The sequence below is a fragment of the Comamonas sp. Y33R10-2 genome (assembly GCF_019355935.1).
Classification (GTDB): Bacteria; Pseudomonadota; Gammaproteobacteria; order Burkholderiales; family Burkholderiaceae_C; genus Comamonas.
On sequence record NZ_CP079925.1, the window covers coordinates 1846461 to 1869488 of the forward strand.

At 57.7% G+C, this 23028-nt stretch carries 18 protein-coding genes; 8 read left to right on the forward strand and 10 right to left on the reverse strand.

Annotated features, from left to right (window positions below; all coding sequences use genetic code 11):
* Positions 1-11: 11 nt before the first annotated feature.
* From KUF54_RS08285 to KUF54_RS08310, 6 genes are all read right to left on the reverse strand, one after another.
* Positions 12-626 carry a nucleoside triphosphate pyrophosphatase gene (locus KUF54_RS08285; RefSeq protein WP_219346147.1) on the reverse strand — a complete coding sequence of 205 codons (615 nt, stop codon included), beginning with the start codon at positions 624-626 and terminating at the stop codon, positions 12-14.
* A 147-nt stretch (positions 627-773) separates the two neighbouring features.
* The gene (gene rlmH, locus KUF54_RS08290; protein WP_198462156.1) at positions 774-1241 is read right to left on the reverse strand and encodes a 23S rRNA (pseudouridine(1915)-N(3))-methyltransferase RlmH; all 468 of its coding nucleotides are present in this window, start codon (positions 1239-1241) and stop codon (positions 774-776) included.
* A complete protein-coding gene (rsfS, locus tag KUF54_RS08295) occupies positions 1241-1936 on the reverse strand; it encodes a ribosome silencing factor (protein ID WP_219346148.1) in 696 nt (231 codons plus the stop codon). Before rsfS ends, rlmH begins: the two co-directional genes overlap by 1 nt.
* Positions 1937-2165: 229 nt before the next feature.
* Positions 2166-3128: an oxygen-dependent coproporphyrinogen oxidase gene (gene hemF, locus KUF54_RS08300; RefSeq protein WP_219346149.1), complete on the reverse strand. Its 963-nt coding sequence runs from the start codon at positions 3126-3128 to the stop codon at positions 2166-2168.
* Positions 3128-4435, reverse strand: coding sequence for a phosphoribosylamine--glycine ligase (gene purD, locus KUF54_RS08305; protein WP_219346150.1), 1308 nt, complete (start codon positions 4433-4435; stop codon positions 3128-3130). Before purD ends, hemF begins: the two co-directional genes overlap by 1 nt.
* Complete coding sequence (locus KUF54_RS08310; RefSeq protein WP_219346151.1) at positions 4432-5151, reverse strand: YebC/PmpR family DNA-binding transcriptional regulator; 720 nt, start codon at positions 5149-5151, stop codon at positions 4432-4434. The genes purD and KUF54_RS08310 overlap by 4 nt, the downstream gene beginning before the upstream one ends.
* Positions 5152-5228: 77 nt before the next feature.
* Between KUF54_RS08310 and KUF54_RS08315 the strand changes: the two genes are divergently transcribed.
* From KUF54_RS08315 to upp, 5 genes are all read left to right on the forward strand, one after another.
* Positions 5229-6773: a helicase HerA-like C-terminal domain-containing protein gene (locus KUF54_RS08315; protein WP_219346152.1), complete on the forward strand. Its 1545-nt coding sequence runs from the start codon at positions 5229-5231 to the stop codon at positions 6771-6773.
* Between the two features lie 301 nt (positions 6774-7074).
* Positions 7075-8670, forward strand: coding sequence for a methyl-accepting chemotaxis protein (locus KUF54_RS08320; RefSeq protein ID WP_219346153.1), 1596 nt, complete (start codon positions 7075-7077; stop codon positions 8668-8670).
* 132 nt (positions 8671-8802) lie between these two features.
* The gene (locus KUF54_RS08325; RefSeq protein WP_219346329.1) at positions 8803-9783 is read left to right on the forward strand and encodes an enoyl-CoA hydratase-related protein; all 981 of its coding nucleotides are present in this window, start codon (positions 8803-8805) and stop codon (positions 9781-9783) included.
* A 107-nt stretch (positions 9784-9890) separates the two neighbouring features.
* On the forward strand, positions 9891-10865 hold the full coding sequence (locus KUF54_RS08330) for a threo-3-hydroxy-L-aspartate ammonia-lyase (RefSeq protein ID WP_219346154.1): 975 nt from the start codon (positions 9891-9893) through the stop codon (positions 10863-10865).
* A gap of 113 nt (positions 10866-10978) precedes the next feature.
* On the forward strand, positions 10979-11611 hold the full coding sequence (gene upp, locus KUF54_RS08335) for a uracil phosphoribosyltransferase (RefSeq protein WP_219346155.1): 633 nt from the start codon (positions 10979-10981) through the stop codon (positions 11609-11611).
* Between the two features lie 133 nt (positions 11612-11744).
* Here upp and KUF54_RS08340 read toward each other — a convergent pair whose 3' ends face one another.
* Together KUF54_RS08340 and KUF54_RS08345 are read right to left on the reverse strand one after the other, a co-directional pair.
* Positions 11745-12962, reverse strand: coding sequence for a cytochrome-c peroxidase (locus KUF54_RS08340; protein ID WP_255576392.1), 1218 nt, complete (start codon positions 12960-12962; stop codon positions 11745-11747).
* Between the two features lie 70 nt (positions 12963-13032).
* Positions 13033-15504, reverse strand: coding sequence for a TonB-dependent receptor plug domain-containing protein (locus tag KUF54_RS08345; RefSeq protein ID WP_219346156.1), 2472 nt, complete (start codon positions 15502-15504; stop codon positions 13033-13035).
* 376 nt (positions 15505-15880) lie between these two features.
* Between KUF54_RS08345 and KUF54_RS08350 the strand changes: the two genes are divergently transcribed.
* Positions 15881-19393: an autotransporter outer membrane beta-barrel domain-containing protein gene (locus tag KUF54_RS08350; protein ID WP_219346157.1), complete on the forward strand. Its 3513-nt coding sequence runs from the start codon at positions 15881-15883 to the stop codon at positions 19391-19393.
* Between the two features lie 237 nt (positions 19394-19630).
* Here KUF54_RS08350 and KUF54_RS08355 read toward each other — a convergent pair whose 3' ends face one another.
* Together KUF54_RS08355 and KUF54_RS08360 are read right to left on the reverse strand one after the other, a co-directional pair.
* Entirely contained in the window at positions 19631-20335 is a 705-nt protein-coding gene (locus KUF54_RS08355; RefSeq protein ID WP_219346158.1) for a YebC/PmpR family DNA-binding transcriptional regulator, read from the reverse strand.
* 152 nt (positions 20336-20487) lie between these two features.
* Positions 20488-20895, reverse strand: coding sequence for a virulence factor MviN (locus KUF54_RS08360; RefSeq protein ID WP_219346159.1), 408 nt, complete (start codon positions 20893-20895; stop codon positions 20488-20490).
* Positions 20896-21101: 206 nt separating this feature from the next.
* On the opposite strand from KUF54_RS08360, the gene KUF54_RS08365 reads away from it, so the two are divergent.
* Entirely contained in the window at positions 21102-22331 is a 1230-nt protein-coding gene (locus KUF54_RS08365; protein WP_219346160.1) for a nucleoside recognition domain-containing protein, read from the forward strand.
* 61 nt (positions 22332-22392) lie between these two features.
* Positions 22393-23010: an N-methyl-D-aspartate receptor NMDAR2C subunit gene (locus KUF54_RS08370; protein WP_219346161.1), complete on the forward strand. Its 618-nt coding sequence runs from the start codon at positions 22393-22395 to the stop codon at positions 23008-23010.
* Positions 23011-23028 lie beyond the last annotated feature (18 nt).

Sequence of the window (23028 nt, forward strand, 5' to 3'; positions counted from 1 at the left end):
AGCATTGAAGTTCAGAGCGCCCAGCCTAGTTGACGAAGTAACCCGGCTGTCTCAAAGACCGGCAGCCCCATGATGGCCGAGTAACTGCCGCGAATTTCTGCAATATGCGCCGCCGCCATACCCTGAATGCCGTAGGCACCAGCTTTGCCCATGGGCTCGCCAGTCGCCACATAGGCATCAATTTGCGCATCCGTCATAGGCGCAAAACGCACGGTAGAAACAGACAGCGCCTGCAAACGTTGTGCGCCACTTTGCACGGCGATGGCGGTCAGCACTTCATGCTCAGCGCCGCTAAGTAAGCGCAAGATGCGGCGCGCATCGTCCGCATCAACGGGCTTGCCCAGAATTTGCGGACCCAAAGCGACAGTCGTGTCAGAACACAAAATTGGCGCATCAGGCAGGCCACGGCGAGCATGGCGAGCCACCGCTGCATCGAGCTTGCCAGCGGTCACGCGTTGCACATAGTCGTGCGGGTTTTCACCGGGCAGCTCAGCCTCTATAGCCTCGGCATCTTCGGCAATATCACCTACGGCGTTGGGAAGTAAAAGCTCATGCCCCACACCCAACTGCTCTAGGAGCTGGCGACGACGAGGACTTTGAGATGCGAGATAAATGTAAGAGGCCATGACTTTGATTAAAAAAGGCCTCAAGCGCCCATAAATCAAGCGCATAAGGCTATCAAAATCATAGTATCACGCGCTGCATATATTTGCACACAGCGCACCACAAGCGTCATAACTAAGCGTAATGACTTACGGCGCTTGCAGCGGTGATTACTCGCGGTGGTAAGGGTGACCGGCGTTCACCGACCAAGCACGGTATAGCTGCTCAATCAGCAGCACGCGCACCATGGCATGCGGCAAGGTCAGGTCAGACAAACGAATGCGTTCATGCGCAAGAGCGCGAAACTCAGGGTCTAAGCCATCGGGGCCGCCGATGATCAAAGCCACGTCATCACTTTCAAGCTGCCACCCCTGCAGACGCTGAGCCAGCGCTTTGGTGGTCAGATTAGTGCCGCGTTCATCGAGCACCACGATGCGGGTGCCACGCGGAATCGCTGCCTCGATACGCTTGCGCTCCGCCGCGTACAAGGTCTCAAGTGTCTTGGAGCCGCGAGGCTCTGTTTTGACGGCTTTAAGTTCAACCTTGAGTTCAGGCGGAAAGCGCTTAGCGTAATCGTCGTAGGCCGTCTGCGCCCAGTCGGGCACATGCAGGCCTACGGCCACAATCGTCAGCTTCATCAGGCCTTGGCGCGGGGAGCACGCTTTGCTGCAGGCTTGGCAGCCACTTCAGCCTTGGCAGTGCGCGGAACGCTTGGCTTGACAACCACGGTCTTGACTGGCTTCGCTGCAACCTTCTTGGCCGCTGGCTTTTTTGCAGCAGGCTTGGCACCGGCAGCAGTCTTGGTAGCAGCCTTAGTTGCAGGCTTTTTAGCTGCGGCCTTCTTGGCAGCAGGCTTCTTCTTCTCGACCACGGTGTTTTCAGCAGCGGCCTTGTCCACAGCCTGCTTAGCAGCCAGTTTCTTGGCAGCCAGCTCAGCGGGCTTTGGCTTAGCGGCACCCAGCTTCAAGCGCACAGGTGTTGCGCCCCAGATTTCTTCCAGACGGTAGTACTGGCGAATCACGGGCTGCATGATGTGGCAAACGATAGAGCCGCAGTCAACAATGATCCACTCACCGTTTTGCTCGCCTTCTTGGCGGGGCACGGGAAAGCCGGCATCCTTGACGGCTTCACGCACGCTGGAGGCCAGAGCCTTGGTCTGACGATTGGATGTGCCCGAGGCAATGATCACGCGCTCGAACAATGGCGACAGCGCTTCAGTGTTGAACACTTGAATGTCGTGGGCCTTAACGTCTTCGAGGCCGTCAACAATGGCGCGCTGGAGTTTGGTGACGTCGCGCTTAGCTGCGGAATCCGATTGTGTGGAGGTGGTCATCAGGCGATGGAATCAGTAAAGATGGGATCAATATAGCGTGTGCCGCGCCACACCCGTATTAGGGCTGGGTTGACGTAAGCATCCAGACTCGTAAGGCCTGCACTCACCACGCAATGGAAAATGGTGATGCGCTAATTAACTAGTGCGCATCCAGCTTTGGAAATTATAGTTTTCTATAGAGTTCCTTGCTGACAGGGCTTTTGCACCGCTCACAAGGAACTGAGGCTTGTTACAGCCAGTCGCGGCGAATCAAGTACTTTTCTAGCAACTCTCGCTCAGGGGAGCCCGCTGCATCTTCACGCTGATAGCTCCAGTCCGCATGGGGCGGCATAGACAGCAAGATAGATTCGGTTCGACCACCGGACTGCAGGCCAAAGTGGGTTCCGCGGTCCCAAACTAAGTTGAACTCAACATAGCGGCCACGGCGGTAGCGCTGAAAGTCTACCTGCTGCTGAGTGTACGCGGCATTTTGGCGACGCTGCACGATAGGCAAATATGACTTTAAAAAGGCATCACCCACAGAGCGCAACATGGCAAAGCTTTGATGCTGACCCAGTTCGCTGAAGTCATCAAAAAAGATGCCGCCAATGCCGCGCTGCTCGCTTCGGTGCTTGAGAAAGAAGTACTCGTCGCACCAAGTCTTAAAGCGCGGATACAGCGCATCACCAAACGGCGCCAACGCATCGCGGCAGGTTTGGTGAAAATGCACTGCGTCTTCTTCAAAACCGTAAACCGGCGTCAAATCCATGCCGCCACCAAACCAGCAGGTCTTGGGTTGGCCGGGGTGGCCCGCCGAGATCATGCGCACATTCATGTGCACCGTGGGCACCATGGGGTTGCGCGGGTGAAACACCAGCGACACGCCCATGGCTTCAAACGGCGCACCCGCCAATTCAGGCCGGTGCTGCGTCGCCGAAGGCGGCAGTTGCGGGCCACTCACATGCGAGAAACCGCAGCCTGCGCGCTCAAAGACGCGCCCGCCTTCCATGATCTTGGTGATGCCGTTGCCCTGCAGCTTCTCGCCCGGCTCTTTATGCCAGGCATCAGCCAGAAAACGAGCGCCGCCCTCACCTTCGATCGCTTCCAGCGCCTCGGTGATACGGACCTGCAGACCCATCAGGTACTCGCGCACCTCGGTCACCTCGGGCGCGGGCAGATGGTCAGATACGGAAGATGAGGATGGCTGCGTCATCAGTCGGCCTTCTTGATAGCGCGAAAGCCAATATCGCGGCGGTACTGGGCGCCATCGAAATGGATGCCACGGGCCACGTCATAGACCTTTTGCTGGGCTTGCTTGACGCTGTCAGCCAGCACAGTCACGCACAACACGCGGCCACCACTGGTGACGGGCTGGCCGTCATCGCCCAGCTGGGTGCCTGCGTGGAAGACCATGGCGTCATCTGCCGCTGCGGGCAGGCCGGTGATGACATCGCCCTTGCGAGGCGCTTCAGGGTAGCCAGCAGCTGCCATGACCACGCCCAATGCAGTGCGACGGTCCCATTGCAGCTCAAACTGGTCGAGCTTGCCGTCGCAGGCGGCCAGCACCACGTCCACCAGATCGCTCTTGAGGCGCATCATGATGGGCTGAGTTTCTGGGTCACCCATGCGGCAGTTAAATTCCAGCGTCTTGAGCTGACCAGCCTTGTCAATCATCAGGCCCGCGTACAGGAAGCCGGTGTAAGTCACGCCGTCTTTTTCCATGCCGCGAATGGTGGGCAGAATGATTTCGCGCATGGCGCGGTGGTGCACATCCGCCGTCACAACAGGCGCGGGCGAGTAAGCGCCCATACCGCCGGTGTTGGGGCCTTCGTCACCGTCTTTGAGGCGCTTGTGGTCTTGGCTGGTGGCCAGCGCCAGCACGTTTTTGCCGTCGCACAGCACGATGAAGGATGCTTCTTCGCCGTCGAGGAATTCCTCAATGACAACACGCGGCACAGCCTTCCCATCCGCGCCTTCGTTGTGGGTCACACCGTACTTGTTGTCCACCAGCATGAAGTCAACTGCGTCATGCGCTTCTTGCAGCGACATGGCAACCACCACACCCTTGCCAGCGGCCAGACCGTCAGCCTTGATGACGATGGGCGCACCCAGACGTTCCACATAGGCGTGGGCCGCAACGGCGTCGGTAAAGGTTTCATATTGCGCAGTCGGAATACTGTGGCGCGCCATGAAATCTTTGGAGAAAGCCTTGGACGACTCCAGCTGAGCGGCTTGCTTAGTCGGGCCAAAGACCTTCAGACCATGGGCGCGGAACTCATCGACCACGCCAGCGGCCAGAGGGGCTTCGGGGCCCACCACGGTCACGCCGATTTTTTCAGCTTGCGCCCATTCGCGCAGAGCCTGCACATCGGTGATGTTCAGGTTCTCCAGCTTGCCACCCGCCAAGGCGGTGCCGCCATTACCGGGAGCCACATACACCTTGGTCGCTTTGGGCGATTCGGCCAATTTCCACGCTAGTGCGTGCTCACGGCCACCGCCGCCAATCACAAGAATTTTCATAAGTCTGCGTTGTGGTAGACGTCTTGAACGTCATCCAGGTCTTCGATCATGTCCAGCAGCTTTTGCATACGAGCTGCGTCGTCGCCTTCAAGAGCGATTGTATTTTCTGGGCGCATGGTCACTTCAGCCATATCCGGCGTCAAGCCAGCAGCTTGAAGTGCGTCACGCACTGCTTCAAAGTCAGCCGGGGCTGTCAGCACTTCCATGCCGCCTTCGTCATCGGTGATGACGTCTTCGGCACCCGCTTCTAGCGCAGCGTTCATGACTTTTTCTTCGTCCGTACCGGGGGCAAACATCAGCAGCCCCACATGTTTGAACTGAAAAGCCACTGAGCCTTCCGTGCCCATGTTGCCACCGTATTTGCTAAAAGCATGGCGCACATCAGCAACGGTACGCACGCGATTGTCCGTCATTGTGTCCACGATGATGGCTGCGCCGCCAATTCCGTAGCCTTCGTATCGAATTTCTTCGTACGTCACCCCATCGAGATTGCCTGTGGCCTTATCAATATTACGTTTGATATTGTCGGCCGGCATATTGGCCGCCTTGGCCTTGTCCACGGCCAGACGCAGACGCGGGTTGGCCGCCAGATCAGCACCACCTTGGCGGGCTGCCACCATGATTTCACGAATGATGCGGGTCCAGATACGGCCGCGTTTTTCATCCTGGCGACCCTTGCGGTGCTGGATGTTGGCCCATTTGCTGTGTCCTGCCACGGGAGTCCTTTAATATTTGATTTAACCTAGCAGGTGAGATTTTACTTTTGACTGTAAGCCCCCTAAAGGAAAACCGAATGGCTTCACCCCTTTTGATTGCCCAGCACTCTGCCACAGAATGCGCTCTGCTGCCCGCACTGGCCAATCGACATGGCCTGATAACGGGTGCTACTGGCACTGGCAAGACCGTCACCCTGCAAAAAATGGCGGAGAGCTTTTCACAGATTGGCGTGCCAGTCTTCATGGCCGACATCAAAGGGGACTTGAGCGGCATCAGTCAAAGCGGAAAAATTGAAGGCAAGCTTGCCGCTTCCCTCAAAGAGCGCGGCATTACGCTGCCCCAGCCCTTGGCCTGCCCCACCACGCTGTGGGATGTGTTTGGCGAGCAAGGCCACCCCGTGCGCGCCACCATCTCAGACATGGGGCCGCTGCTGATTGGCCGCATGTTGAACCTGAACGACACGCAAATGGGCGTGCTCAACATCGTCTTCAAGATTGCCGACGACAACGGCATGCTGCTGCTAGACCTCAAAGACCTGCGCGCCATGCTCAATTTTGTGGGCGAGAACAGCAAGCAGTTCACAACCCAGTACGGCAACATCAGCTCAGCCAGCGTGGGCGCTATCCAGCGCGGCCTGCTGACCATTGAAAGCCAGGGCGGCGACCAATTCTTTGGCGAGCCCATGCTCGACATCAATGATTTGATGCAGACCGACGCCAACGGCATGGGCATCGTCAACGTGCTGGCCGCTGACAAGCTAATGAACGCGCCGCGCCTCTACTCGACGTTCTTGCTCTGGCTCTTGTCTGAGCTATTTGAACAACTGCCCGAAATTGGTGACCCCGAAAAGCCCAAGCTTGTCTTCTTCTTTGACGAAGCGCACTTGCTGTTCAACGACGCGCCCAAGGTGCTGATTGAACGCATTGAGTTGGTCGTGCGTCTGGTGCGATCCAAGGGTGTGGGCGTGTATTTCGTCACCCAAAATCCGCTGGATGTGCCTGACACCGTGCTGGGCCAGCTGGGCAACCGAGTGCAGCACGCCTTGCGCGCCTTCACCCCGCGTGACCAAAAGGCCGTGCAGTCGGCCGCATCCACCATGCGCCCCAACCCCGGCTTGGACGTGGCCACCGCCATTACCGAGCTGGCCGTGGGCGAGGCGCTGATCAGCTTCCTCGATGAAAAAGGCCGCCCCAGCGTAACCGAGCGCGTGTTTGTGGTGCCGCCCGGCAGCCAGCTAGGCCCCATCTCTACCGAGCAGCGCAAGGCTTTGATTGACGGATCACTGGTCGCCGGCGTTTATGAAAAGCTGGTTGACCGCGAATCCGCCTTCGAGATGCTGCGTGACCGCACAGCCAGTGCCACACCCGCCAAGCCCGGCGATTCGCCTGTGGCAGCCGGTGCGGCTAGTGCTGCAGGTGAAGCCTCACAAGGCAGCGCTACGGACTCCATGATGAGTGGCCTCAAAGAAATGCTGTTTGGCCGCACCGGCCCGCGCGGCGCTCAGCATGACGGTCTGGTGCAAACCATGGCCAAGTCCACCATGCGTACCATGGGCAATAACTTGGGCAAAGAGATTTTGCGCGGCGTACTTGGCGGAATTTTGGGCGGCAAAAAACGCTAATTTTTATAGCAATACCTCTATACAAGGCCTGCACTGCAGGCCTTTTTCATGGGTAAACCTACTTTTTACACACACTCACCCACACAACCCGAGCAGCGCCATCTGCCACGCTGCACAGCCTGCGCGGTGATGCTGTTTTTAGAGATTTAAGAGTCATCCGAGCGAAATTTGCCTGCACCACTTTTTGAATCTTGGGCGCTGTTTGCCGATACATCTCAAGCAGACCATCCGGTCAGCCAATCTGCGCCTGCTTAGTGCCTGCGCGGCAGTTATCTATTTATTCAGTACAAGAGTTCGGCGAATGCAATTCAATCAATGGCGTGTCTCCACCAAGCTGTGGTGCACCCTCGGCGGCCTGCTGGCCATGATGCTTTCAGTGTCCTTGTGGACTCAGCACAATGCCTCGCAAACCATGCATGCAGGCCTGCAGACACAGGCAGATTACAACCACCGCATCGTCTTAGCCCAGCAGTGGAAAGGGGCCACTGAAACCACCGGCGAGCGCGTGCTCACCAGCAACATGACTACAGATGACGCACTGACCGCCCTGATGGACGCGCGTGTCAAAGCAGGCGTTGCCGTCAACGGTCAGCTCCAAGCCCAGGTCGTCAAGCTCGCCCAAAGCGATGCCGACAAGCAGGCGCTGGCCACCATCGCCAGCGCCCGTACTGATGTGCTGGCCCTGAACAAACAGGCCCGCGAAATCAAGAACGGCGGGGACATTGACGTCATGCGCAGCTTTATTGAGCAAAAGTATCTGGGCGCCATCGGCCATTACGTGGGCTCGCTAGATGCCTTCGTCAAACTGCAAGAGCAGCAACGCGATGAGTCCAATGCTCTGACTGAAAAAGCTCAGCAACGTGCAACTTGGCTGGCACGCAGCCTGCAAGGGCTGATGCTGCTGGCGGGTCTGGGTTTGGCTTTTGTGCTGACTCGATCGATCACTCAGCCCTTGGCCGAAGCCGTACAACTAACCAACGCCATCGCCCAAGGCGACCTCACGGTCAGCGCCAATCACCAGCGACAAGACGAATTTGGCCAACTGCTTAGCGCCGTGTCCACCATGGCAGAGCGCCTGCGCGCGCTGGTCAGCGATGTGCGTGACAGCGTGCACTCCATCTCCACCGCCTCGTCAGAGATTGCTAGCGGCAACCATGACCTGTCCGCCAGAACCGAGCAAACCGCCGCCAATCTGGAAGAAACTGCTGCCAGCATGGAGCAGCTCACCGCCACCGTAGCGCAAGCGGCCGATACCTCACAGCAGGCCAACCAGCTCGCCAGCAATGCCGCGCAAGCTGCCGAGCACGGCGGCTCGGTCGTCAAGTCGGTGGTGGTCAGCATGGGCCGCATTAACGACAGCGCCCACCGCATCTCCAACATCATCGGCGTCATCGACTCCATCGCCTTTCAGACCAACATCCTGGCCTTGAATGCCGCTGTGGAGGCCGCTCGCGCCGGTGAGCAGGGCCGTGGCTTTGCCGTCGTCGCCAGCGAAGTACGCGCTTTGGCCCATCGCAGCGCCGATGCAGCCAAAGAAATCAAAGCCTTGATTGCCACCTCGGTCGATGCCGTCAACGCCGGCACAGAGCAAGTCTCTCAGGCAGGCTTGGTGATGGAGAACATTGTGAGCAGCGTGCAAAAAGTCTCTCACATGATTGGCGAGATCAGCGCATCGTCTACCGAGCAGCGCGACGGCATTAATCAAGTCAATCAGGCTGTGACGCACTTGGATCAAATGACCCAGCAAAATGCCGCGCTTGTCGAGGAATCGACCGCTGCAGCCGTCTCCCTGCACGACCAAGCCCAGCGCCTGACAGGCATGGTGGCGGTATTCAAGGTGGGCGAATCGGCAGCGTCCTATGACTACGCCAACCCAGCGATGCGCGCTCTTCGCTGATAGTGCCTAAGCCCCGGTGACGGCTACTGGGGCTAGCACTGGTACTAGGGCGCAGCCCTACTTGGGTGCAGCGAAGGCTACACCGTCACCCATGTGACTTTTTCTGCAACCAAGGCAAGCCAGTATGCGGGCATGACTGATGCCACCTCTCACCCAAGCCACCACAGCAGCAGCCCTTCACCCAAGGGCTTGACCTGCTTTAAGCTGGAGCAAAACGAGCACATCGCCCATCTGGTGCTCAACCGAGCCGATGCCTTCAACACCCTGAGCCCCCAGTTCTGGCAAGAGCTGGATACCGTGCTGGACGCCGTGCACCGCAGCGGCTCGGCGCGGGCCTTAGTCATTAGCAGCACGGGTAAGCATTTTTGCGCGGGCATGGCGCTGGAGACTTTTGCCGACCCCAACTTTGCCCCCAACGACCGCACACCCGAGGGCCGCGCCGCCATTATCGATACGCTGGCGCAGCTGCAAGCCACTTTCAACAAAATTGAAGCCCTGCGCATGCCTGTCATCTGCGCCATTCAGGGCGCTTGCGTGGGCGGCGGGCTGGATCTGGTCGCCACAGCCTGCATACGCTACGCCAGCCGCGAGGCGTTTTTCTGCGTGCAAGAAATCAATATCGGCATGACGGCCGATCTGGGCAGCCTGCAGCGCCTTCCCAAGCTCATGCCACTGGGTATCGTCAAAGAGCTGGCCTACACCGGCCGACGCTTAAGCGCGCAAGAGGCCGCCAGCCACGGCTTGCTCAATGCCGTCTATGACACGCCAGAAGCAACACTGACTGCCGCGCTGGCCTGTGCCCGCGAGATTGCGGCCAAGCCACCCGTCGCCATTTGGGGCAGCAAGCAAGTCATCAACTACGCCCGCGACCACAGCGTGCATGACTCATTGCAACAAATGGGCTGGGTGCAAAGCGGCATCTGGAGCAACCGCCACGTGATGGAAGCCGTGAGCGCCATGCAAGCCAAGCGCAATGGCGACTTTGCGCCACTGGAGCCGCTTAAAGCCTTTGCGCCCGCAGCACCGCAGTGCCGTAGAGCGCAAAAACTGATCAATTATTCAAAACTAATAGCTGCAAGTCCTTTTATTGAAAGGACTTCATGGCATTTTTAATCATATTCAATCCCTCGCACTGGCGCAGCAAACACCCACCCCAACTATGCCAAGACGGGTCATGCCCCGCTATCATGAAATCAGTCACCAACCCTGCCTGAATCGCCATGAACACCACACCCGCCCTGCTTCCTACCTATGACGACGTAGTAGCTGCTGCCAAGCGGCTGCAAGGCGTGGCCCACCGCACGCCGGTGCTGACCAGCCGCACCATGGATGAGGAACTGGGCGCACGCCTGTACTTCAAGTGCGAGAACCTGCAGCGCATTGGCGCTTTCAAATTTCGCGGCGCCTATAACGCTCTGGCCCAGTTCACGCCTGAGCAGCGCAAGGGCGGCGCACTGGCCTTTTCATCTGGCAACCACGCCCAAGCCATCGCCCACGCCGCGCAGTTGCTGGACATGCCCGCCCTCATCGTCATGCCTGAGGATGCCCCAGCCTCAAAAATGGCAGCCACCCGTGGCTATGGCGCGCAAGTCGTGACCTACAACCGTTTTACCGAAGACCGCGAAGCCATTTCCAGCCGCCTTGCCGCTGAGCGCGGCATGACCCTCATCCCACCCTACAACCACCCCAATGTGATTGCCGGGCAAGGCACAGCCGTCAAAGAACTGCTGGAGGAAGTGCCTGATCTGGACTATTTATTCCTCTGCCTGGGCGGCGGCGGCCTGCTCTCGGGCAGCTTGCTGGCGGCCAATGCCTTGGCCCCGCAATGCAAGGTGATAGGGGTCGAACCCGAAGCGGGCAACGATGTGCAGCAATCGCTGCGCGCCGGCCACATCGTGAAAATTGAGACACCCCGCACCATTGCCGATGGCGCGCAGACCCAAGCGCCCGGCAGTATCACGTTTGCCATCATCAAGCAGCGCGTCAGCGAGGTCTTGACTGTCACAGACGAGCAACTCGTCAGTGCCATGCGCTTTTACGCAGAACGCATGAAAATCGTGGTAGAGCCCACAGGAGCACTCTCACTGGCTGCCGCCATCAATGGCGATCTACCGCTGCAAGGCAAGCGCGTAGGCATCGTGATCAGTGGCGGTAATGTGGATTTAGAGCGCTTTTCTCACCTGCTATCGAGCTGAGCGCGAAAATAGCGGGTGTTGCGCTTTTGCGGCGCACTGCTTAAAACCTTCCAATACAGGTGATGGCCTCGCCACAAGCGATGGCTACGCCCTACTCAACCAAGACCAAGAACATGAGCACTCTGCATTTAATCGACCATCCTCTGGTTCAACACAAGCTGACGCTGATGCGCCGCAAGGAAGCCAGCACCAACAGCTTTCGCCGCATGTTGGGCGAGCTGTCCACGCTGATGGCCTACGAGATCACCCGCGACTTCCCCCTGCAAGATCTGGAAATCGAGACCCCCATGGAAAAGATGACCGGCAGGGTCATCGACGGCAAGAAGCTGGCTCTAGTCTCCATCTTGCGCGCGGGTAATGGCTTTCTGGACGGCATGCTCAACGTGGTGCCCGGCGCCCGCATTGGCCACATCGGCCTGTTCCGCGATCCAGAGACGCTCAAGCCCGTCGAGTACTACTACAAGATGCCCGAGAACATGCAAGAGCGTGATGTGATCGTGGTGGACCCCATGCTGGCCACCGGCAACTCCGCCGTCGCCGCCGTGCAGCAGCTCAAGGACAAGAGCGCCCCCAAGTCCATCAAGTTCATGTGCTTGCTGGCCGCCCCTGAAGGCGTGAAAACCATGCAAGACGCCCACCCCGATGTGGACATCTACACAGCAGCGGTAGACCGTGAGCTGGACAGCCACGGCTACATCCTGCCCGGTCTGGGTGATGCAGGCGACCGCATCTTCGGCACCAAGTAAGCACAAGTCTGAGTTCCTTAGCCTCGACGGCTTAGCGCACTCAGAAAAAAGCCCCTTGGCCTGCGTCAGGGGCTTTTTTTATACCTAAAACCGACTCTAGCGCTTATCCATCAAGCACTTAAAGCGATCAAAATCATAAGATTTTCAGCCACTCAACCAAAGCATCAATCTCCTGCGCGTTCAAGTTAAGCGACTTGATATGCGGCGATTTAGGCGGCACAAAAGAATCTTGCTCAGGATCGCCCCCAACGGCACCCATGCCCACGTTATACAGACGCAGCAAGCCCGGCAGATTGCCAAACTGGCCGTTGTGCATCCAAGGACCCGCCTGACTCACACCACGCAGGCTGGGCACGCGGAACTTACCCAGATCGGCCTTGTCGCGCGTGACTTCAAATCGGCCCAAATCCTGATTGCGACGACCATAGGATGACAAGCCCAGATCATGGAATTCGTTATCCGTGAGCAAGGCACCGCTGTGGCAGTTCATGCAGCGGGCCTTGGTGCGAAACAGATGCAGGCCCAGCAATTGCTGGTCGTTGAGCACCGAAGTTTCCCCCGCAATCACAGCATCGACCTTGGTGGTAGGCGGGCGAATGGTGCGCACAAAGGTCGAGATGGCGGTCACCATCTGATCGGCGGTCAGCTTGTCGCGCCCCCAGACCTCTCGGGAGAGCTTGCGATAGTGAGGTTGAGAGTTCACATGCGCCACCGCTGCCGCCAGCGTGTTGTTCATCTCAAAAGTATTGGTGATGGAGCCTTTGGCCTGCTCCTCCAGCGATGCGGCGCGCCCATCCCAGAACAAATGGCTGGCAAACGGTGCGGCAAACAAGGTCTGAGCGCGGCGGCGGCCCATGAGCTTGTCTTCGCCCACGGCCTGCGCACGGCCATCGGTAAAGGACTTTCCGGCCTGATGGCAGCTTGCGCAGGAGACACCGCCCTTGCGCGACAGGCCTGCATCAAAGAACAAAGCCGTGCCCAGCTCCAACTTGGCAAGGGCCTTGGCATCTGCGGCTAGCTGCACGACGGGAACGGGGGACATTTCCTTCCAGTTCTTGCCCGCATCGACCACAGGCAGCGGCCACTGCGTGGGCTGACCTTGGTAGCGCGCCTTCAGGCAAGCCTCATCCCAGCCATCGGCCTTGCCGCATTCAAAGGCGCGGTTGTCCACGGGCAGCAGCAGTCGCCCCAAGGCGGTGTCCGGGTCTCGTCCCTGCACCAGCTTGGTCGTGGCGTTGGTTTCGATGGTGGTGTTTTGCGCCATGGCGCTAGGCAGGAACAGCGCCAGCGCCGTCACCACTAGGGTGAATCGCAGCGGCTGCACAAGCCTATTAGCTAGACGGGATGTCATTAAAGTCATTCAAAAAAAAGATAGCGCAATGCCTAGGTATTACAAGGACACTGCGCCGATTTGGCCTAAATCAGAACTGGTAGCCCGCAGTGAGCCAAATTTCGCGCCCTGTCTGCCAGCGGGCATTGTTCACGTAGGCTCCGGCCATGGGCACCGCCAGAGGTACTCGCTTGTTGAGCACGTTAAGAATATCCAGGCTCAGCGTCACACCCTTGGCCCAATGCGGCTGATAGGTGACAGAGCTGTCCCAAGTCATATACGACGACAGTCGCTGGCTGTTGAAGTGGTCCACCCCTTTAGGGCTACCCGCAAAGCCAATACCCGTGCGGGCGCTGTTCCAGTTCAGGCGGTTGCCCCAGGTCACACCGGCCTGCGCCCAGCGGCCATTGATGGTCGCACTGAGTTTGCGCGGCACATGGAAACCGCTGGCGGGCTTGTCCTTGCGCAGCATCTGCACGCCGTTGACGACGATGAAGTCATCCGGTGCCTGCTCTTCCGACTCCCAGCCCAGCGTAGAGTCGTGGTTACGCACCACGTTTTGCCAGCTGAAGTCCACACGACCCGTCCAATGCGCGGCAGCCGCCTTCCAGGGGCGCAGCGTGCGCAGGCTGATCGTCGCGGTCTCCGCCTTGGCAGATGCACCGTTGGCGTAGTAGTAGCCTGCATCGGAAGATCCGTTTTGCGTCAGGCCATTGCGACTGGCCCGGCGCACATAGCTAAAGCCCGCCTCCAGATCCGACGAGAGTTGCTGGCTGGCGGTAAAGGCCCATTCGTCCGAATGTGGAGTTTTTACACCATCAAAGCTGTTGTATTCAATCTTCCCGGGCTTGTTGATTTCCACACCCTTTTGGATTTGCTGGCTAAACAATGCACTTTTGCCCTGCTTGAGCGCATAACCCAGCATGTCCTGCCCGTAATATCGCGACCAGCCCAGCCCCAGTTGCGTGCGGCCATTTCCCAGCACGTCCCAATCCAGCCGGGCGCGGGGGGACAGGTTGGTGTTCTTCAAAAAGTCGTCACGCTCCAGTCGTGCCGCCGCCGTCAGCGCCCAGTTGCCCAATTGCATGGTGTCCGAGACAAACAGGCCCATGCTGTTGTAGTCCACCCCTACAGAGCCGGCACCGTATCGGTTGCGGGTGGTGATCTTCTGCGTGCCATTGAGCTGCAGCGTCTGCACCAGGCTGTAGGCATCCTGATCGCGCACAAAGCTGGCATCGGTGCTTTGCAATTGCGCACCGGCATACACCTTGTGCTGCACGCTGCCCGTCTTAAACGCATCCCAGTCCATGCGCAGCTTGCCGGTGTACTGGCGCTGCTCCAGCGACTCCGTGCCGTAACCAATCGAGCTATAGCTAGACAAGCTCTTGTCCGCAAAGTTCTGAATCACGAAGGTGTTGGTATCAGACTCACGCGCCGAGTCCAACTGGTCCACGCCAAAAGTCGCGGTCAACTTGCCGCTGGCCAGTTGCTGGTTCAGATCAAAAGCCAGGCCCATGGCCTTCTGGCGGTTCACCCACGAGGTATTGCCATAGCCGTTGGCGACTTGATTTTCCTGGCGATCAGAGTACTTGAGCAGCAGACTGCTGGACGTGCCGCCACCCCAGTTGGTGTGCAGCTTGGCCATGAGGTTGTCCACCGTATCTTTCGAGTCCCGCATCTCCTGCGTGCTGTTCTTACCGTTGAGAATGGGGGCCGAAGGGTCCAGCACCCGGGCTTGACGCTGAATTTGCGACTCGCGGCGCGAGAGCGAAATCAGCGCCGTTGTATCTTCCGTCAAGCGGAAGTCGCCATTCATGCTGGTGAAGTGTTTTTTCCAGGCCGAAGAGTAGCCGGGTTCGCCATTGCGCCATTCCTCCTGGTCCAGATCAGGCACTTGCTGCTGGGTCAGGTTGGAGCTGTTGAAGCTGCGCTTGATAGATATTTTGTTGCTGCCGGTCGGCGTCTTGATACGCGCATCCACCACCCCGCCCTGAAACTTGCCAAATTCCACAGGCACGCGGCTGTCATAGACCTTGACCTGGTCCACCAGATCGGTGTCGACGTTGTAGGCTTGGGCAAAGCCCGGCACATTGCCCACCTGCGGAATACCCGCCTGCTTGGACTGCGGATTAATGGAATTGGTGCCGCTGATGCCATCAATCAGGTACTGGTTCTGAAACGGACTCTCTCCATGCACCGAAAACGACTCGGGAGCCAAAGAGCCTCGATTGCCGCTATTGCTCATACTCGGGTCCAGACGCACTGCTGGGTGGTTGCTGATGAGCGATGTCAAATCACGGTTGCCTTCCGGCGTGGCATCCATCTCGGTGCGGTCATAGACCCGGGCATCCGTACGCTCGCCCTGTACATGCACGGTGGGCATTTCTTTTTCTGGCACAGAGCTCAGTGTCACACCTTGCACCTCTTGCGCCATGGCAGAGGAGCCGATCAACGCCGTAACCGCACAAGCCAGAATGGAAGGTGTGAGCTGAGCAGAAAGAGATGGCCGAGCTGACGCTAGGCGGGTGCCACTGGCACGGTCGCGATCAAAAGAGGAAGGCATGAGTTAGAAGTGGTAACGTGAACTTCGAATGAACATCGAAGTGATAACGATTCTTATTCTAACAAAAACACTGCCTACTAGACATATAGGACACCACTTACATGTAAAGCTTTAGCGCCGAGTCAATGAGTTGCACTTCCGAATAGCTAACTTGAGATGATTTACTCCATTTGGGCGTGCTCAAACAGTGGCTGTGTGGTGTAGGCAAGTCTTGGGCGTGGATTTGCTCGTTTCAAACTGGAGTTTTGCGACAGCACCGATTTCAAGCAATCTGTAGGAAACCCCCTACACACACCAAAGCTAGAGGACGATAGGCTCGCAATACGTCTTCTGCAATCATTTGATACATGTGTTACAGCAGTCCTAATGATTGAACATGAACAAGGTCTATCGAAGTGTCTGGAACGAATCCCTTGGCTCCTGGGTGGCCGTATCTGAGTGTCAGTCCACTCAGGGCAAGTCCAGCAAGGCCGGGCTTGGTGCAAAAGTCGTCAGCGCTTCTCATGCATTGGGCAAGGGCTTGCTCAATGTATCGCTGGGCCTATCGCTAACGGTGGTTTCTCAAACCGCGCTGGCGGCATGCCCTCCAGACACTTCGGCTGGGGTGCAAGTTATAACGGGTGAGATTTGTACTGCAGCACTGCCGGTCTATAACGGAACGCTGAGTGCGTCTCAACCTAGCAGCGTACTGAACGTCGGCGCGACTACTGTGCAAGGATCCACAGGGGCGAACCTAAATCTGAGTGGCCTTTTTGGAGTAAGTCCTATACCTGCTCCGAATACAGCGCCTCCAGCCGTTCCGGGAATTAATGGTGATGGTGTATTCGCATTTAATGCAGGCACCATCAACCTGACAGGTGATACCTCTATTTTTCTGGATGGACCTAGAAGCACCGGTTTGAGGGTTGATAGCGGAGGAACAATTTCTTCAGCAGGAAAGCTTTTGATCTATGGTGCAAATATCCATAACAGTATGGCCGGCCCTGTAGTCGCTGGTGTGAATTCAAGCGTCCCGAGCAATCAAGGCATCATCAATCTGAAAGATGCTTCTATCTATTTGGCAAATGTGTCTGGCGTTTCTGCCCTTGGTGCGCGCGGCGGTGGTCTGATCAATGTCACGGGTAATACTTATGTCCGTGTGTTGGGTACAGATTCATTGACGCCGATTGATGCCCAATGGGGTGGCATGGTGCAACTGGGCCAGAACACACGGGTTGACTTTGCAGGCAATTCAACCAATGGAGGAGGTATTGTCGCGGAGTTCGTCAGTACTAACCCATCGACGATCAAGTTTGGTCCCGGTGTGAGCAATGGACAGGTGACGGTGCGAACAGAAGGCTCTCCCGGGATTATTGTCGTTCAAGGCAACTTGATTGATTTTTCCGGGGGCAAGTTGGACGTACAGGTGGCTGTGCCGGTAATCAACTTAGCGGGAAAACTGCAAGGGACTGGAAACCCATCGAGCTTCGCCCTGCTTGCAAGTGGAACTTATAACGGGCGTGTCAGTACCCTTAAATATCGTGATGCAGATGTGCTCAGCAATGAAAACCATGCTATCTATGCCAATGCAGCTGGCTTGATTGAGTCCACAGGAGCCACCACGGCCAAGACGACTCGCCCGGGAGCGTATGCCATTGCTGTTCAAGGTTCAGCTAGCCTGATTAGCTTGAATGACGCTGCTGCAACCGCCGAGGGTGCAGGTGCAGGGGGCGTTTGGGCTGATGCGGGGAAAATGAAGATCGCCGGCAAGCTGGCGGTGAATTCCCAAGCTGGCACCGGAGCCGTTGTCACCAATGGCGGAACTATTGCCGTGCAAGGCGCATTGAGCATTGATGCAGCTGCCGGCTCAGGTGTGAGTGTGTCTGGCAATAGCTCTTCCTTTACGGCAGAGCAGGCGCAAAGTGGAGGGCACATCAACACGTCCGGTAGTGCCGTGGTGATGACCAGCGGCCAGGACATGAGGGTCAGCCTAAGCGGGCTGGACAGCATGACGACGAGCAGCAGCAGTGCGGCGTTGATCGATGTTATCGGTTCAGATAAGGCGACTCAAGGCTCAGTCATTACCCTGAACCGCTCGAGCGCCAATGCCGTTGGCTCGAACCTCCTGCTCAATGTTGCTTCAAGCCCGTCACTGGCTTTCAATGTCAGTGCCAGCCAACTCACGGGCAATGTCGTGGCCGACGCAACCTCTCCGGTGCAGATGGCACTCTCCAATGCCAGCACTTTAATGGGCGCTGTCAATGCACCGGCTCTGAACCTGGTTTTGAAAGACACCGCAAGCACCTGGCATGTTGCCACCAGCTCACTGCTGAACAAGTTGAACAACGCTGGCACCGTGGTGTTTGATGGCGCTGCCAGCGGCAACAATTCTGCGGACTATCGCACTGTGACGGTGAACAACTATGTGGGCAATAACGGCCTGCTGAAAATACGCACTTTTCAGCAAGAAAGTGGGTCAGCCAGCGACAAGCTGGTGATCAAGGATGGCGGCTCTGCCACTGGCAATACAACGGTGCAAGTTACCAATACCGGCGGTTTGGGCGCTCCCACCACCACCACGGGTGATGGCAAAGGTATTCAAGTCGTACAGGCGCTGGGCACTGCTGTCACCAATGCAGCTACTTTTGCGCTGCAGGGCGGAACCCTGATCGCAGGTGCTTATGAATATTCGTTGGACCGAAATGCGGATCAGAGCTGGTATTTGACCTCTGTCGACGCTCCTCCACCGCCTCCCTCCCCTGCCCCTGCCCCTGCCCCTGCTCCTGCTCCTGCCCCTGCTCCTGCCCCTGCCCCTGCCCCTGCTCCTGCTCCTGCTCCTGCTCCTGCTCCTGCTCCTGCTCCTGCTCCTGCTCCTGCTCCTGCTCCTGCTCCTGCACCAGCACCAGCACCAGCACCAAATCCTGCGCCTCCCAAAGATACCCTGAGCCCTACGGTGTCCTTGTACTCTACGGCTCCTAGCCTGATCCTGCTGCAAAACGCAGCAGTGATGGACAGTCTGCATGAGCGCATGGGCGGCAATGCCGATGGACCCACCGAGAAAACGCGAGCGGACGATGGCCGCTTATGGGTCCGTGTGATTGGCAATGGCGGTGACATCCGCCCCAAAGGCCAGGGCGTGCAAGGTGGTCTTGGAGCCCGTTTTGATTACCGTACCTATGCGCTGCAACTAGGCGTAGATGTGCTTCGCGAAGACGATGGACAGGGCCTACGCACAGCGGCTGGTTTGTATCTGGTTCAGGCCTATTCAAGCAGCGATGTGAAGCACTATGACGACCGCCAGGCCGGTAAAAATGCGCTCAACTCCACCAGTCTGGGGGCGTACTGGACCCGCTTCTTCCCACAGGGTACTTATCTCGATGTGGTGGGGCAGTACAGCTATCACTCACTGAAGTCCAGCTATCAGCACCAGAGCGTCGGCACGTTCAAAACCAAGGGCGATAGCGTGAGCCTCTCACTAGAGGGCGGCAAATCCTTTGAGCTGGAATCGGGCCTCAAGCTCGAACCACAACTGCAATTGCGCGTTCAGCGCGGCAGCTTGGATAGCGCCAACGATGGCGCCAGTGCCGTGAGTTTTGACAACCTCAAATCTCTGAGCACACGTGCTGGTCTGCGCCTGTCACGCCATTTCGAAAGCACCAACTTGTGGGGCCGTTTCGATGTAATTCATGAGTTTGAAGGGCGCAGCAACACCACGGTCAGTACCTTGCGCGGCGCTTACCCGTTGACAGTGGTGTCGAGCCTGAAGGGAACCTCAGTGGCACTGACTGGGGGCGTAGAGAGCAAAATTTCGACAAAGACGTCGCTTTATGCCTCAGGCCGCTATGAAAAGAGATTGACCGGCGGCGGCCACAGCGTGGCTGTGACCGCAGGCGTCAAATGGATCTGGTAAGCAGTCAATCCAAGCCAGTTTAAGCAATTTGGAAAAACAAAGTGCCCGCAAAATGCGGGCATTTTTTGTGACGAATCAAAAAGCGTCGAGCTTGGAGACCCACCTTAGACTTGAAAGTCAGGCTGTGCTTGCGTCTTGCTTGGGTAGCCATTGATCTCTCCAAATATGGCCTGCTATCAGGTCATTTTTAAAGAGAGATCTTGCTTAGCTAATTGTTCAGAATATAGAGAACTGCTCTCAGTCAACCAGACCGGCGAAGACGTGTTGCACGTCATCGTCGTTTTCCAGACCAGCCAAGAAGTCTTGCACTTCTTCTTGCTGCTCGGCAGACAGGCTAGACATGCTGACGGGGTTCTTGGCCTTGTAACCCAGCTTGACGGACAGAACCTTCACGCCATGCGATGGCAGGGTTTTGCTGACAGCGTCCAGATCGGCGATTTCGGTAATGAACAAAGTCACGCCTTCTTCGTCGCCTGCTTCAAAGTCCTGAGCACCCGCTTCAATGGCAGCCATTTCCACGTCAGCGCCGCTTTCGGCTTCGCCTTCGATCATGCCCACATGGTCAAAGTCCCATGCCACAGCGCTCATCTGACCCTTGCGGAAACACACGCGCATATTGGGCGCGGTACGGTTAGGGTTGTCGGTCAGGCATTCCACCATCACCGGCACGCGGTGAGGGGCGTAGCCCTCAAACAGCACGCTGGCGTAGTTCACTGCGTCAGCGCCAACGCCGGCGCCCTTTTTAATAGCGCGGTCCAGCGTGTCCTTGGGCATGGAAGCCTTGCGGGCCGCTTCAACCGCCATACGCAGGCGCGAATTGGCTGCGGGGTCACCGCCGCCCAGACGGGCTGCGACCATGATTTCTTTGACCAGCTTGCCAAACAGCTTGCCCTTGGCATCGGCGACCAGCGCCTTGCCCTTTGCTTTCCATTGCGCGCCCATGGGTGCGATTCCTTGTTGATTGGTGAGAGACCAGCGCGCGTTGCGCAGAGTCTTGAGAAAAACTTGAACCGCTGGTTATACACCCGCTGGCAGGCTCTGGTGGGCCATTGAAGCAGTTGTTGACATGGCCTAGTGCCCAAGTTCAGCCAATTTCAGCGCAGAAAGCCATGCCGACGCAAAAAGTGCAGATAGACCAGCACCGCACCCCAGAAGGCAAGCATCAGCAGCCAGATGACCACACTCCATACGTCATACACGCCATACCGACCCATGATTACCACCCCGGCGATCTGGCTGATCAGCGTGGTCAGCACATACAACCAACCCACGAGCACAGCGGCTTTGCTGCGCTGAAACAAAAGCCAGGCCATGGTCAAACTCAGCGCAGCGCCTAGCGCCATCCAGGCCTGCAAGCTCAGACCGTAACCCAGCGCTCCACCCGAAAAATCCATTTCCATCAGGCCCCAGGCTAGCATCAGGCCGGACCAAGCAAACAGCGCCATCAGCAGCACCAAACCTTTGCCCTGAGGCGCATTCCACAAAACGAGTCTTTCAGACATACAGGCCAATCAACGCACAAACATTCGACAGCGAAATAGATGAGATACACAAGAAGTGCAGAACCAACCTTACCAACCGCACCAACCCAACCAGCAAGCGCAGCCGAGCATAGCAGTGACTTTGTCATCGATGTGCGGCGGCATAGACGCAACCCGTGCCTGGCAAACGCATAATCAACGCCAATTCAGGACACCGATAGGTCTTTATGCTCAATGCCTTGTGGCTGGGTTTCTTTTTGGTAGCAGCTGTGGCCGCGCTAGCGCAGTGGCTCATCGGCGGTCAGGCCGATGTGTTTTCCGGCATGGTGCAAGCCCTGTTCTCCATGGCCAAGCTATCGGTCGAGGTGATGGTGCTGCTGTTTGGCACGCTCACGCTGTGGCTAGGCTTTTTGCGCATTGCTGAAAAGGCGGGCGTGGTCGAATGGCTGGCCAAGGTGTTGGGGCCGCTGTTTGCCAAATTGATGCCCGAAGTGCCGCGCGGCCACCCGGCGCTGGGCCTGATTACGCTGAACTTTGCTGCCAACGGACTGGGGCTGGATAACGCGGCTACGCCTATGGGCCTTAAAGCGATGCGATCGCTGCAGGAGCTGAACCCGCGCCCGGACAGTGCATCCAATGCGCAAATTCTGTTTCTGGTGCTCAACGCGTCATCGCTCACCTTGCTGCCCGTCACCATCTTCATGTACCGCATGCAGCAAGGTGCGCCAGACCCAACGCTGGTTTTTTTGCCCATCTTGCTGGCCACTTCCGCTTCGACTTTAGTGGGTTTGCTCAGCGTGGCTATCGTGCAGCGACTGCCCATCTTCAGCCCCGCGGTGCTGGCCTATTTGCTGCCTGTGGCGCTGGCGCTGGGTGCTTTTATGGCCTTTCTCACCACGCTGAGCGCGGCGGCGCTGGCCCAGCTTTCTTCGTTGATGGGCAACCTCACGCTGTTTGCCCTGATCGTGCTGTTTGTGGGGCTGGGCGCTTACCGCAAAGTCGCTGTGTACGACAGCTTTATCGAAGGCGCCAAAGAAGGCTTTGATGTGGCCAAAAGCCTGCTGCCCTACCTCGTGGCCATGCTTTGCGCCGTGGGCGTGTTTCGCGCATCAGGGGCGCTGGAATATGCACTGTCAGCCATTCGCTGGGTGGTAGATGCCGTGGGCATGGACGCCCGCTTTGTCGACGCCCTGCCCACTGCGCTGGTCAAACCGTTCTCGGGCAGTGCCGCCCGCGCCATGCTGATTGAGACCATGCAAAGCCAAGGCGTGGACAGCTTTGCCGCCCTAGCCGCCGCCACCATTCAAGGCAGCACAGAAACCACCTTTTACGTGCTGGCCGTGTACTTTGGCGCCGTAGGCATTCAACGCGCCCGCCACGCCGTGCCCTGCGCGCTGCTGGCCGAGTTGGCTGGCGTGGTCGCCGCCATTGTGGTTTGCTATCAATTTTTTGGTTAAAGCCTAACATTGACAAGCACTGCAAGCCGATTTGTGAATATTAAATTCAAAGATAAGCCGTATGAGCACAGAGCCCGCCCAACTGTTTCAGACCTCATGGCAGCGCTGCTGGGCACACCTCAATCTGACAGCGCCCGCTGATCTTCAGCAGTGCCTGCTGGCCGCTTATGCAGAGCCTCAGCGCCACTATCACACCCAGCAGCATCTGGCTGAATGCTTGGCGCACTTTGATGCCGCCGAGCAGCAAGCCCAGCACCCCGGCGAGGTAGCCATTGCGCTGTGGTTTCACGATGCCATCTACGACATCAAAGCCAAAGACAATGAACTGCGCAGCGCTGAATGGGCTGTACGAGTTCTCAAAAACTGCGGCGCGGCGCAAGAGGTCTGCCAGCGCGTACATGCCCTCATCATGGCGACCTGTCACACCGTCACGCCCGTTGAGCCCGACGCCAAACTGCTGGTCGACATAGACCTCGCCATCCTCGGCGCCAGCCCAGAGCGCTTTGCCGAGTACGACGAGCAAGTCGCCGCCGAATACTCATGGGTGCCGCGATGGGTCTATGCCTTTAAGCGCAAGCAAGTTCTCAAAAGCTTTTTGCAGCGCGACGCTATTTACACCACGCCCCACTTTCACCAACGGCTTGAGGCGCAGGCGCGGCGCAACTTAGGGCAGATCTAAGTCACTGCCGAAAACTGC